Origin of the sequence: Halomonas sp. IOP_6 (genome assembly GCF_021151565.1) — a bacterium.
GTDB classification, from domain to species: Bacteria; Pseudomonadota; Gammaproteobacteria; order Pseudomonadales; family Halomonadaceae; genus Vreelandella; species Vreelandella alkaliphila.
Window position 1 is genome coordinate 1 of sequence record NZ_JAIRBO010000004.1, and the last position, 17,102, is coordinate 17,102.

At 54.0% G+C, this 17,102-nt stretch carries 17 protein-coding genes, 1 rRNA gene and 1 other RNA gene; 7 read left to right on the plus strand and 12 right to left on the minus strand.

Features of this window, described 5'->3' with window-relative positions:
• Positions 1 to 107 (minus strand): 16S ribosomal RNA (locus tag K7H08_RS08380); the annotation flags it as partial.
• 684 nt (positions 108 to 791) lie between these two features.
• Between K7H08_RS08380 and pyrB the strand changes: the two genes are divergently transcribed.
• On the plus strand, positions 792 to 1,817 hold the full coding sequence (gene pyrB, locus K7H08_RS08385; protein WP_038480031.1) for an aspartate carbamoyltransferase: 1,026 nt from the start codon (positions 792 to 794) through the stop codon (positions 1,815 to 1,817).
• Positions 1,818 to 1,832: 15 nt separating this feature from the next.
• Here the strand turns inward: pyrB and ruvX are convergent, their stop codons facing one another.
• The 7 genes from ruvX to K7H08_RS08420 all read right to left on the minus strand — a co-directional run bounded on the left by ruvX (position 1,833) and on the right by K7H08_RS08420 (position 6,699).
• Positions 1,833 to 2,288 (minus strand): Holliday junction resolvase RuvX, encoded by a 456-nt coding sequence (gene ruvX, locus K7H08_RS08390; RefSeq protein ID WP_038480028.1) that lies wholly within the window; start codon positions 2,286 to 2,288, stop codon positions 1,833 to 1,835.
• A gap of 12 nt (positions 2,289 to 2,300) precedes the next feature.
• Positions 2,301 to 2,858 carry a YqgE/AlgH family protein gene (locus K7H08_RS08395; protein WP_038480025.1) on the minus strand — a complete coding sequence of 186 codons (558 nt, stop codon included), beginning with the start codon at positions 2,856 to 2,858 and terminating at the stop codon, positions 2,301 to 2,303.
• Between the two features lie 73 nt (positions 2,859 to 2,931).
• A complete protein-coding gene (gshB, locus tag K7H08_RS08400; RefSeq protein ID WP_095603320.1) occupies positions 2,932 to 3,888 on the minus strand; it encodes a glutathione synthase in 957 nt (318 codons plus the stop codon).
• Between the two features lie 76 nt (positions 3,889 to 3,964).
• Positions 3,965 to 4,669, minus strand: coding sequence for a CvfB family protein (locus K7H08_RS08405; RefSeq protein WP_038480019.1), 705 nt, complete (start codon positions 4,667 to 4,669; stop codon positions 3,965 to 3,967).
• Between the two features lie 269 nt (positions 4,670 to 4,938).
• Positions 4,939 to 5,694 carry a 16S rRNA (uracil(1498)-N(3))-methyltransferase gene (locus K7H08_RS08410; RefSeq protein WP_198348710.1) on the minus strand — a complete coding sequence of 252 codons (756 nt, stop codon included), beginning with the start codon at positions 5,692 to 5,694 and terminating at the stop codon, positions 4,939 to 4,941.
• Between the two features lie 2 nt (positions 5,695 to 5,696).
• Positions 5,697 to 6,206 (minus strand): protein-export chaperone SecB, encoded by a 510-nt coding sequence (secB, locus tag K7H08_RS08415; protein WP_083000211.1) that lies wholly within the window; start codon positions 6,204 to 6,206, stop codon positions 5,697 to 5,699.
• Positions 6,207 to 6,276: 70 nt separating this feature from the next.
• The gene (locus K7H08_RS08420; RefSeq protein WP_089040097.1) at positions 6,277 to 6,699 is read right to left on the minus strand and encodes a rhodanese-like domain-containing protein; all 423 of its coding nucleotides are present in this window, start codon (positions 6,697 to 6,699) and stop codon (positions 6,277 to 6,279) included.
• Positions 6,700 to 6,950: 251 nt separating this feature from the next.
• On the opposite strand from K7H08_RS08420, the gene gpmI reads away from it, so the two are divergent.
• The 3 genes from gpmI (at position 6,951) to K7H08_RS08435 (ending at position 11,044) form a co-directional block, all read left to right on the plus strand.
• Positions 6,951 to 8,513 carry a 2,3-bisphosphoglycerate-independent phosphoglycerate mutase gene (gene gpmI, locus K7H08_RS08425; RefSeq protein ID WP_198348711.1) on the plus strand — a complete coding sequence of 521 codons (1,563 nt, stop codon included), beginning with the start codon at positions 6,951 to 6,953 and terminating at the stop codon, positions 8,511 to 8,513.
• A 5-nt stretch (positions 8,514 to 8,518) separates the two neighbouring features.
• Positions 8,519 to 9,655: a murein hydrolase activator EnvC family protein gene (locus K7H08_RS08430; RefSeq protein ID WP_231657690.1), complete on the plus strand. Its 1,137-nt coding sequence runs from the start codon at positions 8,519 to 8,521 to the stop codon at positions 9,653 to 9,655.
• Between the two features lie 87 nt (positions 9,656 to 9,742).
• Entirely contained in the window at positions 9,743 to 11,044 is a 1,302-nt protein-coding gene (locus K7H08_RS08435; RefSeq protein ID WP_120385981.1) for a S41 family peptidase, read from the plus strand.
• Here the strand turns inward: K7H08_RS08435 and K7H08_RS08440 are convergent.
• The 4 genes from K7H08_RS08440 to K7H08_RS08455 all read right to left on the minus strand — a co-directional run bounded on the left by K7H08_RS08440 (position 11,041) and on the right by K7H08_RS08455 (position 15,581).
• Entirely contained in the window at positions 11,041 to 12,297 is a 1,257-nt protein-coding gene (locus K7H08_RS08440; protein WP_231657691.1) for a UbiH/UbiF/VisC/COQ6 family ubiquinone biosynthesis hydroxylase, read from the minus strand. The genes K7H08_RS08435 and K7H08_RS08440 overlap by 4 nt on opposite strands.
• A 25-nt stretch (positions 12,298 to 12,322) precedes the next feature.
• Positions 12,323 to 13,561, minus strand: coding sequence for a 2-octaprenyl-6-methoxyphenyl hydroxylase (ubiH, locus tag K7H08_RS08445; protein ID WP_231657692.1), 1,239 nt, complete (start codon positions 13,559 to 13,561; stop codon positions 12,323 to 12,325).
• An 86-nt stretch (positions 13,562 to 13,647) separates the two neighbouring features.
• Positions 13,648 to 14,988: a Xaa-Pro aminopeptidase gene (pepP, locus tag K7H08_RS08450; RefSeq protein ID WP_231657693.1), complete on the minus strand. Its 1,341-nt coding sequence runs from the start codon at positions 14,986 to 14,988 to the stop codon at positions 13,648 to 13,650.
• A gap of 14 nt (positions 14,989 to 15,002) precedes the next feature.
• Entirely contained in the window at positions 15,003 to 15,581 is a 579-nt protein-coding gene (locus K7H08_RS08455) for a UPF0149 family protein (RefSeq protein WP_120385984.1), read from the minus strand.
• A gap of 206 nt (positions 15,582 to 15,787) precedes the next feature.
• On the opposite strand from K7H08_RS08455, the gene K7H08_RS08460 reads away from it, so the two are divergent.
• The 3 genes from K7H08_RS08460 (at position 15,788) to K7H08_RS08470 (ending at position 17,000) form a co-directional block, all read left to right on the plus strand.
• Positions 15,788 to 16,096 carry a cell division protein ZapA gene (locus K7H08_RS08460; RefSeq protein ID WP_009723371.1) on the plus strand — a complete coding sequence of 103 codons (309 nt, stop codon included), beginning with the start codon at positions 15,788 to 15,790 and terminating at the stop codon, positions 16,094 to 16,096.
• Positions 16,097 to 16,147: 51 nt separating this feature from the next.
• A non-coding RNA gene (gene ssrS, locus K7H08_RS08465) (6S RNA) lies at positions 16,148 to 16,330 on the plus strand.
• A 34-nt stretch (positions 16,331 to 16,364) separates the two neighbouring features.
• Entirely contained in the window at positions 16,365 to 17,000 is a 636-nt protein-coding gene (locus K7H08_RS08470; RefSeq protein WP_231657694.1) for a 5-formyltetrahydrofolate cyclo-ligase, read from the plus strand.
• Positions 17,001 to 17,102 lie beyond the last annotated feature (102 nt).

The window sequence follows — 17,102 nt, forward strand, 5'->3', positions numbered from 1 at the left end:
TCCGCCGCTCGTCAGCGGGTAGCAAGCTACCCCTGTTACCGCTCGACTTGCATGTGTTAGGCCTGCCGCCAGCGTTCAATCTGAGCCATGATCAAACTCTTCAGTTTAAAATCATTGTGATACTTACTCGTCACTCGAAAACGTAATGTTTACGAACAACAAAAGCGCATCAAACTTGGCTCAAGGTTCAAACGAATTCATTCAACTATTGTTTAAAAACTTACGTTTAAAAACTGTCGTTCTCATGACCGCTTGCCTTGATATTTGGTGATTTATCACCCTCATCGGCAAGCGCCCACATGAATTACCTGATCAAATTGTTAAAGAGCTGTTTTCGCTGCTGAACTTCCGAAGAAGTAACTGGCTAGCCGATGAACTGGCTTGCCTCAGCGAGGAAGGCGTATTCTACGCATTTCCTGGTGTTTGTCAATCACTGTTTTGAGTGAGTGAAGCGAGTGAGCGAAGAAAGCGAGATAACGTTGCTTTCTGGCGTGGCTCGTTTCAAAAAGCGTTGGAAGACATCGCAGTATATTGCTGCTGAGTTCTTCTAACTCTCTGACAAACCGAAGGTTTTCACCTTCATTCACCGCTGGTAACGCTGTGCGTCCCCGGCAGCGGATGCGTACTTTACGGATTCGCTGCCGTCTTGGCAAGAGCTATTTATAGATAAATGCAAAAAAGTTTTAAGGCAAACCGTTTTGTGTTTGAAAGCGCTTCGACGGCACTCCATTGACGGTTACACTTACTCAAGCTTTATAGCACCCAACGCCCACTTCACTTTGAGGTCCGTGATGAGCCAGCACCTATTAACTGTCGATTCATTACAGCGCGAAAGCGTTGACCACCTGCTACGCGTTGCGGCGCGTATGGAACCCATCGCCAGTCGCCGCCAAGTTACTCGGGTGCTGGAAGGTGCTGTGCTTGGTAATTTGTTCTTTGAAGCGAGTACACGCACACGCGTGAGCTTTAATGCTGCGTTTTGCCGTCTGGGGGGAAGTGTGTGTGACACCACCGGCTTTACTTTCTCTTCTATGGCCAAGGGTGAATCGCTTTACGATACTAGTCGAGTAATGAGTGGCTATTGCGATGCGATTGTTATGCGCCATCCAGATCAAGGATCGGTAGCAGAGTTCGCCGCTGCCACCAATGTGCCGGTAATTAACGGTGGGGATGGCCCTGGTGAACACCCAAGCCAAGCACTGCTTGATCTTTATACGATTGATAAAGAGTTTCAGCGATTAGGTAAATCACTCAGCGGCGCACATATTCTGCTGACCGGTGATTTGAAATATGGTCGCACCGTGCATTCGCTGATCAAGCTACTGTCTCTCTATGATCCGCTACGCATTACCTTGGTATCTCCACCGGGCCTGGAAATGCCGACCGCGCTGATTGACCTTGTGACGTCTCGTGGGCACCGCGTCGAACAACGTGACTCACTGGCCAGCGACTTCTCAGATCTGGACGTGGTTTACACCACACGCATCCAGAAAGAGCGTTTTACTGATGAAATGAACGAGAGCTTTCAGGGGCTTTCCGACGACTTTATGGTTAATCGCGACTTTCTGGATCAGCGCTGCAGCCAAAGTACGATTGTCATGCACCCACTACCCCGAGATAGCCGCCCTGGCGCCAATGACCTAAACGTGAACCTTAACGGTGATCCGCGTTTGGCGATTTTCCGCCAAACTGACAACGGGATACCCATGCGGATGGCCATTTTTGCCACGCTATTAAAGGTAGATGAGCTGATTGAGAAAGACCTGAGACCCGTGCGCTGGTTTGTGCCATCTCAAACCGGCACTCTAGACCGTTAAGTCATTACATCAGGTTTAATGAGCGATCCGCCCACCAGGAAGTCCTTCCTGGTGGGCAAACCAACCTTCTAGAATAAGCACAGCAGCTATGCCATCGACACTTTCTTCTCGATAGTTACCACGATGACCTGCCGCATGAGCGATCTGCTTCGCTTCGCGAGTAGAGCCACGCTCGTCAACCATTTCACAGGGCTTGCCATAGCGCCCGTGCAGGCGATTACCGAACTTGCGTGACCGTGCGCTCATCGCAGACTCAGTACCATCCATATTCAGCGGCAGGCCAACTACAAACAAGTCAGGCTGCCACTCCTCTACTAACCGTGTAACAACGTTCCAGTCAGGAATGCCGTCTCGGGCGGTTAGCGGCGTTAGCTCGCGTGCGCTATTAAGCAACTCATTGCCTACCGCGACGCCAATACGCCGAGTACCAAAATCAAATGCGAGTATTAGCCGTTGCCCACGATCAGCCATAAAACTCAACCATCATGCATGGCCCGCGTCGCGGGTCATCAGGTTTAGATCAACGCCCAGTATGCCAGCGGCAGCGGTTAGACGCTCGGCGGGAGGGGTGTTAAACAGTACGCTGCCTTGGCCTTCGACCGTCAGCCACGCATTCTCTTTTAGCTCGTCTTCTAATTGCCCAACGTCCCAACCAGCGCAGCCTAGGCACACCAGAAAATCTTCGGGGCCGGTATCGTCGGCAAGCGCCTGAAGAATATCCATCGAGGTGGTAAGCGCGATACCGTCTTCTACCTGAACACTGGAGTCCCACTCTTGGCTATCACCGATATGCAGAATAAAGCCACGATCCTTATGCATAGGGCCGCCATAATAGACCGGTGCATTACGGTGCGGGCTATCATCGCCTCCCAGCGACAGCTGCTCAAAGAGGGCATCGAGGGTAATTTCAAGTGGACGATTGGCGATGACCCCCATGCAACCATTGTGATCATGGTCGCAAAGGTAGATCAGGCTACCGGCAAAATTAGGGTCATCCAAGTGAGGCATAGCCATCAAAAAATGATGCTTAAAGCTTTGCATGCGTCTCCTACGGCTCGCTGAATACTCAACGAGCCTCGCGTTATTAGGCGAATAGAACGTTCAACGGCATCGGTTAGTTAAGACGACGCTCAATAGCATCCAGCAGCATTCCGGCAATGTCCGTGCCGCGCTGATCATCAATTTCACGTACACAGGTAGGACTGGTGACGTTAATTTCAGTGATGTAGTCACCAATCACATCTAAACCAACAAACATCAGCCCTTTTTCACGAATCATGGGTTGCACCTGCTGAATCAACCAGTGGTCACGCTCAGTCAATTCACGGCTGACACCGCGCCCGCCAGCGGCGAGGTTACCCCGAGTTTCACCCGCCGAGGGAATACGCGCCAGCCCGTAGGGCACGGGTTCACCGTCAACCAATAAGATACGCGTGTCGCCATCTTTGATTTCGGCTAGGTAGCGTTGCGCCATAATTTGCCGCTGGCCGTGCAGGGTTAATTGCTCAATGACCGCACCAATGTTGCGGCCATCAGGGCCAATATGAAAAATCCCAGTACCGCCCATGCCATCAAGGGGTTTGAAAATCACATCACCATGTTCCGCGTGGAAAGCACGCAGGACGTCATCACGACTGGCGACAATAGTGGGCGCACAGCACTGGGGAAACTGCTGGGCAAATAATTTTTCATTACACTGCAACAACGCAGCGGTTGGATTAACTACCAGAACGCCTTCCCGCTCGGCAAACCCCAGCAGATGGACCGCATTGGTAAAGTCGGCATCGACAGGCGGGTCTTTGCGCATTAGCACAATATCCAACTCCACCAGTGGGCGCTGAGCCGCTTCGCCGAGGTCGTACCAATGGTTAGGATCGCGATGCACCGTTAATGGGCGCATACGTGCATAAGCCTGTCCTGCGTTCAAGAAAAGATCTTCTTGCTCCATATAATGCAGTGTGTAGCCGCGCTCTTGCGCCGCCCACAGCATGGCCATGGTGGTATCTTTCTTGTAAGCGATGTCGCTGATGGGATCCATCACCACACCGAGATGCAACGTTGATTGGCTCATCGGGGTAACATCCATACATGAACAAAAGGTAAGCAGTATGCCGCACTGCCTGCACAGCTCCAACCGTCGCTAGGGACTACTCGTCTTGCCCGTCCGTTAACGCGCCCGGTACAAGCCGGATAGCACCAGGCTCTAGGGTAATTAACTGCTGCTTATAAAGTCGCCCGATGGCCTGCTTATAAGCACTCTTGCTAACACCTAATCGCGTCTTAATATCATGCGCGGAGCTTTTATCACCCAACGCTAGATAACCACCACTTTCACGTAGCGCCTGCAATACTTTATCACCCACTACATCTAAGCGAGCCACACCCGGGGGGAGCAGGCAAATGTCGACACGACCATCTTCGCGGCGCTGCTTTACATAGCCTTTCAGCGACTGCCCGCGGCGCAGCGGCTGGGTAATATCATCTTGATAGATCAACCCCCAATAGCGGTGATTAACCACTACCTTCATTCCAAGGTCGGTGCGATCGGCCACTACCACAGCCACTTCATCACCTTTTTCCAGCGCCCAAGCATCGTCTGTCAAAAAACGATCCAGGCGCATGGTAGCCACAGGTCGCCCTTGGTCATCGCTATACAGCATTACCAGTACCCGCTTACCGGGATCGGGACGAAAGCGCTGCTCGCTATAAGGCAGCAGTACATCTTTGGGCTGCCCCCATTGCAGAAACGCCCCTGTGCTATTGACCGCCGTCACGGTCAAATAGGCTACGTCACCCAGCTGAGCAGCGGCGTCGCTTGCGGAGCGGGGAGAAGAGTGAGACTCACGGACCATGGGTACCGTCCTTACAGAAAGTAGACTTTCATTATGGTGCCTTGCGCACGCAAGGCAAAGTGCAGCCGGTATACGTAAATTCGACAGCGCATAAGCAGCGACTGACACCACTCAACAGGGCATCAGCCCAGCTAGTAAGCACTTACTTACGCGCACCGTTAAAAAATAAGCCCCTAAAATATTCCTTAAGAATAGGCTCTTAAGAATAAATATTTAAAAATGAGCTCTTACAAGTGGGTACAGAGAAGTGAGCACTAAAAAGTGAGTACTTACACATCACCGAAGTGGTGCTGTAGCAACGTTAACGCAACAACAGGTGCCGTTTCAGTACGCAATACTCTTGGGCCGAGCGTCAGCGGTGTAAAACCACCGACAGTGGCCGCATTAATATCCGCAGCACTTAAGCCACCCTCTGGGCCGATTAAGAGCGCTACTGAAGCGGGGCATGGCTGTTGCGAAAATACATTGCCCGTCGCTAGGTGAAGCATCAAGCGTAACGGCTCTTGCCGCTCGGCCAGCCAATCATCCAGCGCTTTTGGTGGATAGACGGGGGGGACAACCGCTCGCCCACTCTGTTCACAAGCGCTAGCCGCAACCGCCTGCCAGTGAGCCAGTTTTTTCTCTTCACGATCGCCCTTGAGACGCACATCACCCCGCTCTGTGTAGAGCGGGGTAATCGCTGCAACGCCCAGCTCAACGGCTTTTTGAATGGCATAATCCATCCGGTCGCCTTTCGAGATCGCTTGGCCAAGGTGCACCGCTAACGGCGATTCGCCACTACCCGGCCAGACAGCCTCGATGATCACTGTCGTTTGCTTGCGACCAACATCGGCTAAGCGCACGCCAGCCTCTTGGCCGTTGCCATCAAACAGCATCAGCGGTGCACTTTCGCCCAACCGTAGCACCCGCGTCACATGCCGCGCTGGGCCGTCAGGCAGAGTGATGGTTGCGCCCACTGCAAACTCAGCGGGCACATAAAGGCGGGGCATTTTGCCGTGTAAGGCAACCCAGTCAGCAGCATGCATACTTAGTGAGTATTCTCGGCTGCTTGCTGAGCCTGCTGCGCTTCACGCTGCTTGCGCTGAGCATACATGGCTTCAAAATTCACCGGCGCCAGCATTAGCGGCGGGAAACCACCACGGTTGACTAGGTTGTCAACGCACTCACGGGCATAAGGGAACAGCAAGTTGGGGCAGAACGCACCCAGAGTTTGTTCCAGCTGAGCCCCTTCAATTCCAGCAATACGGAACAGGCCGGCTTGCTCTACTTCTGCAAGGAACGACGTAGTGCCGGTTTCGCTATCGTTAACCTGGGCAGTCACCTTTACAACCACTTCGTACTGGTCGTCGGCTATTTTCTGGCTAGTGGTGTTCAGATCCAGATTCACCTTAGGCTTAAATGCCTGCTTGAATACTGAAGGTGAGTTCGGCGCTTCAAAGGAAATATCTTTCACATAGATACGCTGTAAAGAGAACTTCAGCTGAGGCTTTTCGCCTTCTGCGGCGCCTGCCTGCGGGGTGTTGTTATCTTCCGCCATTGGGATACTCCTAATTGTTCATCTGCTAAAAAATTGCGCGACAGCGCACGGTTAAATACTTTCTACTTAATTACTTTTTTACCACCGGAAGACCATCGGCCTGCCACTGCACCATGCCACCTCTTAACTTATTGACACGTTCAAAACCTGCCTTAGCAAGTTTTGCCTGGGCAGCGCCAGAGCTCTGGCCATGCTTACATACCACGATGATCGGCTGGCTTTTCACTTTCTCCAGTTCATTCATGCGGCTGTCGAGGTTGCTTTGAGGAATATTGCGTGCACCTGCAATATGTCCTGCTTTAAAGTCTTTGCTTTCACGGATATCCAGCACCACCGCGTCTTCACGGTTAATAAGCTGAGTCGCCTGGGTAGAGGTCACAGCATGCGTGGCGGCGCTGCGCGCTTCGTACGCCACCCATGCTATTAATACCAGCAAAAACGCCCCGACAAGTAGGGGGTGGTTCATTACGAATTCGAACAGCTGATCGATCATCGTGAACACAATCTCTTGGTCTATGCAGAAAAAAGCGGCCTAGCCGCCTCCAGAAACGCAACAAGTATACACGTCACACGGCATACCGCGCAGGCCATGACGCCCAACGGCTGCCTGCGTTATGATGCCCCATGCGCGCGCCTGTCGCGACCCTGATTATAAGGTGTTGTCTGAAAACTGTTTGAGCAACCTTCACCAACGTTTCAAACAGCACCTCATGTCGCTTGGCTGACCAACATAACGAGGTTTTCATGGCTACAACTGCACCGCGCCCCGTGGCGCTAATCATTTTAGATGGCTACGGCCACAATCCCGATAGCGCCCACAACGCAGTGGCCGCAGCTAATACGCCCAACATGGACAAACTGTGGGCCAACCGCCCGCATGCCTTTGTGCACACTGATGGTCGCCATGTGGGTCTGCCTGACGGGCAGATGGGTAATTCTGAAGTAGGCCATATGAATATTGGTGCCGGACGCATTGTCTACCAGGACTTCACCCGCATCACCAAAGCAATTGAAGACGGCGATCTAGACACCAACGAGGTGCTGACCAAGCCCATCGACGAGGCCGTTGCCAATGGCCGTGCTGTCCACTTGCTTGGGCTGCTTTCTCCCGGCGGCGTGCACAGCCACGAAGACCACTTTATTGCCATGGCCGAGCTTGCTGCCCGACGCGGCGCGCAGCGCATTTTTATCCATGCGTTTTTAGACGGACGCGATATGCCGCCGCAAAGTGCGCTCCGCTCGATCGAGCGTGCTAATGCACGTTTGGCAGAGCTGGTAGGTGCCGACAATGGCTTTGTTGCATCAGTCATTGGCCGCTTTTATGCAATGGACCGTGATAACCGCTGGGAGCGGGTTGAGCAAGCCTACCGCTTGCTGACCGATGGTCACGCTGACTTTATTACTTCCAGCGCTGAAACCGCCCTGCGCGACGCTTACCAGCGCGGCGAAACCGACGAATTTGTCGCTTCTAGCAGTATTCCGCTGAATGGCACCGCCATTACGCTCCAAGACGGCGATGCAGCTATTTTCCTTAATTTTCGCTCCGACCGCGCCCGCGAATTAACGCGTGCAATCACTGAAGCTGAGTTTAACGGCTTTGAGCGACGTGTACGTCCTACGCTGGCTGGCGACGGTTTAGTCACGATGACCCAGTACGCCGCCAACATTCCAGCACCAGCGGCCTTTCCCCCTTCTGATCTCACCGACACCCTGGGGGAAGTGGTTGCTAAACGAGGCCTAACTCAGCTACGTATTGCAGAAACAGAAAAGTATCCCCACGTCACCTTTTTCTTCTCCGGCGGTAATGAAGCCGAGTACGCAGGCGAAGAGCGCATTTTAGTGCCCTCCCCTCGTGACGTTAAAACCTACGACGAAAAACCCGAGATGAGCGCCTTTGAGATCACCGATAAGCTGGTGAACGCTATCGACAGTGGTCGCTTTGACTTAATAGTGTGCAATTATGCCAATGGCGACATGGTTGGCCATACCGGTGACTTCAACGCCGCGGTAAAAGCGATTGAAACCGTTGATACTTGCGTTGGCCGGGTAGTAGAGGCCATTGAGCGTGCTGGTGGTGCTTGCCTGATCACAGCTGACCATGGCAATGCCGAACAGATGGTGCATCCAGAAACAGGCGCGCCGCAAACAGCCCACACTACCTTTACGGTGCCGTTGATTTACGTGGGAGAGCAGAATGGACGGCTGGAAGATGGACGACTGTGCGATTTAGCGCCGACGCTGTTAACCATGATGAACCAGGCTCAGCCCGAAGCAATGACAGGTAACCCACTGATTCATTTTGATTGATGCTGATGCGATGGACGTTAGCTGTCGCGCTCATGCTGGCGTTAGGTTATGCGCCAGCAAGTTTAGCCCAGCCAAATGAAAATGCCGCGCGCCAACAGTTGGATGCGATTGGCCAGGAGATCGAAGCGGCTGCCCAGCGCCTCAGTGCGACCGGGCAAGCGCGGGATAGCGCCGAGCGTGAGCTGCGCCATGTGGAAACGGAGCTTGCCGAGACTCACCAGCGCCTGGATCAACTTCAGGCTGAGCGCCGTCAACTGGCCGACGAAACGACCCAACTTCGCCAACACCGAGAGCGCTTGGAAGGTGAGCGTGAAGCACAATACGCTGCGCTGAGCCAACAGTTGGCAGCCCTTTATCGACTGGGGCCAACGCCCCAGTTAAAACTGCTCCTTAACCAAAGCGATCCAGCCGAGCTAGACCGAATGCAGGCGTATCTAAATCGCCTGACTCAGGCGCGTCAGCAACGCCTTACGGATATAAGCCGCCTCGACACCGCACTGGCAGATACCGAGCAAGCGCTCAGCGAGCGTCAAACGCGCCTTGATGCATTAGCCGACGAGCTAGAAGAGCAAAGCGCGATACTCGCTCAACGAACCGAGGAGCGGCGTGGCGTCGTAGCGACCCTAGATGACCGCTATGGCAGCGAAGAGGATCGCTTAGCCGATCTAAACCAAAGCCGTGAGCAGGCCGAGCAGCAGCTAAGGGCGATACAAGCGGAGCTGGCTCGTTTAGCCGAGCCAACACCGACCACACACATCACCCGCACGCAGGGCGATTTACCCTGGCCCGTTCAAGGAGCCATTACGGCAACCTTCCAGCGTAGAGACGGCGTGCACTATAACGGTATCGTGATCCGAGCAGATTCGGGCAGTGCAGTAACAGCCGTTCATACGGGCCGCGTGGTATTCGCCGACTGGATGCGTGGCTTTGGCAACCTGCTGATTATTGATCACGGTGACCAGATCATGACGCTCTATGCTCACTTGCAACAATTTAGTGCGCGGCCCGGTCAACAAGTAAGCCGTGGCGCTGAAATTGGACGTGTCGGCAACAGCGGCGGGCAGACCAACCCCGCGCTTTACTTCGAAGTGCGGCGTAGCGGTGAACCAATTAATCCACAACGTTGGATTGCACGCCGCTGACGGGATAAGCTGACTCCTATGAATTAACAATCATGTCTCAACTTATGCAGCGCCTTCTGGCGCTGCCTTTCGCCTAGCGGAGTCCGCATGACGCTATCTGTTACCAAGGTATCGGCCCCTGCCAAGCGCTTTTTGGCTACCCTGCTCCCGCTTGTACTGCTGACTGCTCCTCTCCCCTTAGTGGCTCAGTCTGCAAATAGCGTTGCTGATGACCTACCGCTTGAAGAGATCCAGACCTTTGCTGAGGTGTTTGAGCGCATTAAACGTGGCTATGTCGAAGAAGTTGACGACCGCACGTTATTGCGTAATGCCATGCGAGGCATGCTTAGCGAGCTAGATCCCCATTCAGCCTATTTAGACGAAGAAGAGTACCGAAGCCTGCGCGAATCCACCCAAGGTGAGTTTGGCGGTATTGGCATTGAAGTAGGCACAGAAAACGGGCAGCTAATAGTTATTACCCCCATCGATGACACACCGGCTTCACGAGCGGGTCTGTTATCCCGTGATGTGATTGTGGCCATCGATGGAACGCCAACCGACAGCTTATCGCTTCAAGAGGCGGTTAACCTGATGCGTGGCGAACCGGGTAGCCAACTGCGTATTTCCGTCTTGCGGGCGGGTGAAGAGTCTCCGCGTGAGTTCACACTAACGCGCGAAGTGATTCGCAATGAAAGCGTTAAGCATGAAGTGCTGGAGCCAGGCTATGGCTACTTGCGAATTAGCCAGTTTCAGTCGCGCACCCCAGAGCAGGCACGAAGGTCGTTAGAACGTATGGCCCGAGAGCAGCCACTTGAGGGACTCATTCTCGATTTACGCAATAACCCAGGTGGCGTTTTGCAGGCCGCCGTTGGCGTTGCCGACCTGTTCCTGGATGAAGGACTGATTGTGTACACCGAAGGACGACTTTCTGACACCGAAATGTCGTTTTCGGCATCGCCAGAGACACCCGCTGGTGATGTGCCGCTCGTTGTACTGATCAACAGCGGCAGCGCCTCGGCTGCTGAAATTGTCGCAGGGGCGCTTCAAGACCAGCGCCGCGGGGTGATAATGGGTACCGAAAGCTTTGGCAAAGGCTCCGTGCAGCAGATCATGCCGCTTGGCAATGGTGAAGGTCTTAAGCTGACAACCGCGCTTTACTACACCCCCAATGGGCGCTCAATCCAAGCACAAGGTATCGAGCCTGATGTGGAAGTGGTGCGCGGCCGGCTGGAAATAGCTGAGGGGCAACGTCGAATCCGCGAAGCTGATCTTGATGGTCATCTAAGCGGCCAAGACGCAATGCCCCGGGAGCGGGCTGAAATGTCTCAGCGCCTACGCGAGGACTATCAGCTCAGTGAAGCACTGAACTTACTCAAAGCATTGAACGTGGTGGATCGTCGGCGCCGTTAACGACACGACTGCGGCAGGCGTCCTCGCTCTCCGATTGCCTGCCGCATCACCAGTCGTTTTATCGGCACCAACTGGTTCATACCACTCATTCCCATATTGCGCGCCAGCGTCAATGCAGGCACCTGGCTACCGAAAAGCACTTTAAACCCTTTCATCAGCCCTAGCATGGCGCTGTTATCGAAGCGCCTACGCCGCTCGTAGCGACTCAGCGTGGTCAGCGCCCCCCAGGGGGCTCCTCGCTGCCATGCATTAATCACTTCCTCAGCCAGCACTGCCGCATCCATAAATCCTAGGTTAACGCCCTGCCCCGCTAGCGGGTGAATGCTATGGGCCGCATCGCCCACCAAGGCAAAATTAGGCTGTACGTAGTGAGCAGCGTGGCGCTGAATCAGCGGAAACCGATAGGCCGTATCAACGGCACTCACCTGACCTAAACGGTAGTCAAAGGCTTCACTTAGCGCCTGCCCCAACGCATCACTAGAGAGCGATGTAAGTTGATGTGCATGCTCAGGCGTGGTCGACCAGACAATCGAACAGTAGCGATCATCACCGCTCACTGTTAATGGCAAAAAAGCCAGTGGATGGCCAGCGATAAAAGCCTGGCGAGCCGTGTCGCCATGGGACTTTTCACACCTTACGGTGGTGACAACGGCCTCTTGCTGCATAGACTCTTCAGCCACCGATATCACTGCCAATTCACGCATGGTGGAGCGTGCACCGTCGGCAGCAATTAATAATGGCGTATTCAGTTGTCGGCCGTCATCCAGCACTAACCAGCGCCCGTTATCCGAGGTTTGCAAAGCCTCCACGCCCACTCCAAAGAAAGTGCTAACTGAAGGCAGCGCTAGCACCTGCTCATTTAACGCGGCCAATGTCACATCGTTTTCAACAATATGTCCAAGTACGGGCGCACCTGCTTCATCGGCGGAAAAATGGATGCTACCGCTGCCTTCTGCATCCCACACCTGCATATAACGGTAAGGCGTTACCCTAGTAGCAGCCATCGCGGGCCACGCCTTCAAGTATGAGAGCAGCCGCTGAGAAACCGGCGTCAGTGCACTCACCCTGGGGGCAGGCGGATGGTCACCAAAGGCATCTAAGCGCAGTGGTGCTGCTTTGGTTTCTACCAACGCCACTTGCATCCCAGCGTTAGCCAGCAGTCCTGCTAGCGCCGTGCCGACCATTCCAGCGCCTACGATCACCGCGTCAAAACGTTCAACCGGCACATCTATTGCCGCTGCTTGCGTTTTCATAACGTTCCCTTAGCTACTTGTTGCATCAGCGCTCCAGCCCCATTGCTCTGCGTGCCAAGCTGCGGCGAAGCGGGCCCACTAAATTAAGCCCCACCAGGCCGGCGGCTCGGGCATGCGGCAGTAGGGGCAGCGAATAGCCAAATAGACGCACTAACCCATCGCTAAACCGGATGACATTGGCACGGTCTTGCGCACGACGCTGCTCAAAGGCTAGTAGCATGTCCATATCACCAAGAGTACGTTGGTTCTGAGCGCCCTGCGCTAGCGCTTCGACCAGATCCATCACTGAGCGCAGTGCCAAGTTGAACCCCTGACCCGCTACCGGGTGAAGCGCATGGGCAGCATTTCCCAACACCGCCAACCCAGGTCGAACTGGCTCTTCCGCGGTAATCAGCGAAAGTGGGTAGCTGAAACGCTGCCCCACCCGAGTAAAACGCCCGACTCGATCACCAAAGGCAGCTTGTAGCTGGCGTAAAAACGCCGAATCGGAGAGCGCTAGTCGCGCCTGCTCTGTGCCGCTGGCATGCGTCCAGACCAGCTCCATCGCTTGGCCAGGCAGTGGCAGCAGTGCGATTGGCCCTTCTGCTGTAAAGCGCTCATAGGCAACCCCCTCGTGGGGCTGGCTAATACCGACATGGGCAATGACGGCTGTTTGCTCGTAAGAGCGGTGGCGACTACTGATGCCCAACTGCTCTTTCAGCCCAGATCGCCCGCCATCAGCGAGAATAGTCAGCGCTGCCGTTAGTTCACTGCCATCGGAAAGCAACAGGCGGTGGCCGCTAGCTTGTGGCGTGAGTTGCGCCACCGTTGCAGGGCAGTGCCACTCAATCGGCAGTTGCTGAAGATGGTGATGCAGCACGCGCCCCATCCAAGCATTAGGAATGACATGCCCCAATGCCGACACTCCCAGCTCCTGAGCACTAAGCCTCGTGGCACCTAAGCGCCCCCGCTCGCTGATATGAATGCGCTTGATCGGGGTAGCTTCACTGCGCATCGCTTCCCAAACACCCAGTTGGCGAAAGCGTTGGGCAGAGCCCTCAGCGATAGCACTGGCCCTAGCATCAAAGCTTGGCTGCCACGCTGACTTCTCAGCGTTTTCAGGTAAGGCTGCCGCTTCAACAATTGCCACACGCCAGCCGTAGCGCTCAATCAACGGCGCTAACGCACAGCCCAAGCTGGCACCGACCAACCCGCCTCCCACAATAACGATATCGTGGGTGAGCGTAGCTACTTGCTGCTGCCTTACCTGCTGAGTCTTATGCATTGCCATCTCCTACGGATAAACTAAACCCAGCAAATGTAATTTCGTAATGTAAATTACATAAACAAATATCAATAGAATTTTACTGCTTATTTATTAACCATTAATTGCTCTATATCAGCAATTCGCTTTGGCACGGCTGACGTAAGTACTTCATGCCCATCGCGGGTCACCACGACATCATCTTCAATACGAATTCCAATTCCGCGGTAAGCGGCAGGAATATCATCATCGCAGGGAATATATAAACCAGGCTCAATCGTGACGACCATGCCTTCGGTTAGCAGGCGCGGTGTCTCTTCATCCAACCGATAAGTTCCTACATCGTGTACGTCTAGCCCCAACCAATGGGACGTAGAGTGCAGGTAGAAGCGCCGATAGCTCTCATCGTCAATGCACGCCTGTACATCGCCCTCTAACAACCCGAGACTGATCAGTCCAGCGGTTAAATCCCTCACGACCCCTTGGTGAATATCCGCCAGCGTGGCTCCCGGCTTGACGGCGTGCACTGCACGCTCTTGCGCATCTAGCACCACTTGATAAAGCGCCCACTGAGCGTCATTGAACCGACCATTAACCGGGAACGTACGGGTAATATCCCCAGCGTAGAGGTCGAACTCGGCCCCTGCGTCAATCAGCACAAGTGTATCGGCCTGCAACGTATCGCTGTTCTCAATATAGTGCAGCACGCAAGCGTTAACGCCACCACCAACAATGGTGCTATACGCAGGCCCGCTAGCACCTTGCCAAACGAATTCGTGCTCTAACTCTGCCTGCAACTGATACTCGCTTAACCCTGGACGGCAGACACGCATCGCACGCGTATGCGCCTTTGCTGAAATAGCGGCCGCATGGCGCATTAAGGAAATTTCAGCAGGGCTTTTAATAAGGCGCATCTCATGAATAAGCGGGCGGCTATCCAACCATCCTTTCAATGCTGGCTTACCTCGGCGTAGACCAGCTTGAGCGCAGGCCAACGCCTCTTCTGCAATACTCAGCGCCTCGGGATTATCTAATGGCAGGTAGAGCAGTTCGCGGCCTGCCAATAGACCTGGTAACAGTTCTTCCCGCTGAGCATTTTCAAACGCTTGATCAATGCCATGCTGAGCCTCAACGCCCTGGGCTCCTAGCCGTCTACCTGTCCAGGCTTCCATAGTGGCGTCGCGGTCTTGGCAAAACACCACGCTTTGGCCTGCCTCGCGCCCAGGCAGCACTACAAGCAACGCATCGGGCTCTTGAATGCCGGTTAAGTAGTAAAAATCACTCTGCTGGCGGAACGCGTATTCGCTATCGTGAGAGCGCGTTACCAAGGCAGCGCTTGGCACCACTAGCGCAGCATTGGTAGGCAGCTGGGCAATGAGCGCTTCTCGACGCTGGCGGTATTCTGCCGGCGCAATAGCGGCGGGGCGAGGCAGTAACTCAGGCAACATAGATAACTCCTGTATTAATGAACGGGGGCGTCGGTCTGCTCAACCTGGGGCATTCCTGGGTGCTGCTCGGTGTAGAGCAGCATTGCCGCCATACGCGCGTGTTCCGTCAGCGCAAATAGATCATTTTCGTTTTCAGGACTATCCTCGATATCGGTTTCGATCTGTACGAGTCCTGCGAGATCATCGATGGCCTCCTGAAGCGTCTTAGACCAGCGTTCGCGTAGTGCCTCATCAGCTATGTCCTCAACAACTTCCATAAAACCCAGCGTCCACTCTTTTAGCCCCTGGGCTTGCTCGGCGAGTGAAAAAAGCTCATCGGGTAGCAGCGGTGTGTAATTCAAATCGCTGGCGCTCAATGCCTCCAGCGTTTGACGCCGCCAACCTAGTAAGCGTTCAGCGCTAGCAGGATCTCGCGGCTGCTCGACCCCTAAGCTTAGGCATACTTCTTCTAGCCATGCTTCAGCCGTCACATCACGCAGCGCTAACAGACCACTTAGGCGGCCATCCAAAAACGCGGGCGACTGCATACTTCCATGCAGAAGAAAAACATCCGCGACGTCAGAAAAATCCTGGCGTTCATTGATTAGGGACATGGGCATTGCTCGCTATACAAAATGGGGAATGAAGTCGTCGTAACAACATGTCTAAAAGGGTGTTAAACCGCAGAAGGAATCTTACGGCGCGCGCGCCTGTGCGTTGACCCCACATAAGCGGCTCTCTTATAGTGAATGCCAACTATCCTTCCTATGCAGCGATGTTAACGCATTGGTCAACAAAATGACCTGTGCTGGAGTTTTTGATGAGTAACGCGAAGCGGCCAACCAAAGAAATCACCCTACTGGGTCGCAGCTACATGATTGCTTGCGACACTGGCGAAGAAGCTAAGCTTGAACGTGCTGCTCGCTATTTAGATCGCGCGATGAATGGTATTCACGCCCAAAGCAACGCCCTTGGCAGTGAACGGGTTGCAGTGATGGCAGCCCTGAATATCACCCATGAATTGCTTGAGATTATGGATGAGCACCGCGCGAGCGAAGCAAACCTTAGCCGCCTAAACGACCGCCTTGAACGGGCACTAGCAGATACACGCCAACAAAAAGAACCGTAAGAACCTGCTGTCGGCTCTTTGGCATTATCACTGGCTCTGTTAGGATAGAGATGTTCTCTGGGGTGTACGCCAGTCGTTATAGTCCCTCGAGCCTATGCGAAGTACCCAGGGGGCCAAATGCTAGCCAAACCCGTGTGCACGTCCGTGCGTCGGAAAGCCTGACGGTTTGGCTGCGGCCACCCACCTGAACCAGTAGGTTCAGGGCCAGAACGACAGCGGCATTCTGGGGAACACTTAGTTTTGGTTAGCTCGTCATGAGTAGCTCGTTATGAACGATACTGCTGACCGCAGTTCATCAGGCGATAAAATTGCGCTTCGCCGTGAGCTTAGACGCAGACGCCGTATCCTTTCCCTAGATCAGCAAAAACAAGCCGCTGCCGCTCTTTGCCAGCGCCTTAAAGGGCTACCTGAAATTCGTCGCGCGAAACGCATTAGCCTTTATTTACCGGTTAACGGCGAGATAGACCCGACACCATTAATACCTTGGCTTCGTCAGCGAAAAGTAAGCATTTACTTACCGGTATTGCGCCCATTATCGACTAATCGCCTTTGGTTTGTTGCCTACCGCGAATCCACCCCCATGGTTAAAAACCGTTTTGGCATCGCAGAGCCCTGCTCACGATTTGCCGCCGATAAGCGCAATCGCCTGCCGGCTTGGGCGCTAGATACGCTTATTGTTCCGCTGGTAGGGTTTGATAAGCAAGCAAATCGCATGGGCATGGGAGGTGGTTTCTATGATCGTAGCCTCGCTTTTATGCGCCGCCGCCAAGGGCCAGTACCGACACTCATAGGCGTTGCTCACGCCTGCCAACAGGTGGATGCGTTACCCATCGAACCTTGGGATATTCCGTTGGACGTGATAGCTAGTGACACAAGGGTTATTCGACCAACTAAAACGGGCTGATCATTAAGATCAGCCCGTTTTAAATATCAACCTCGACTAGTTTGGCGCAGCGTTTACGCTGAAAGCGCTGTGATCAACTTAGTAAGTTAACTCCCCGATAGC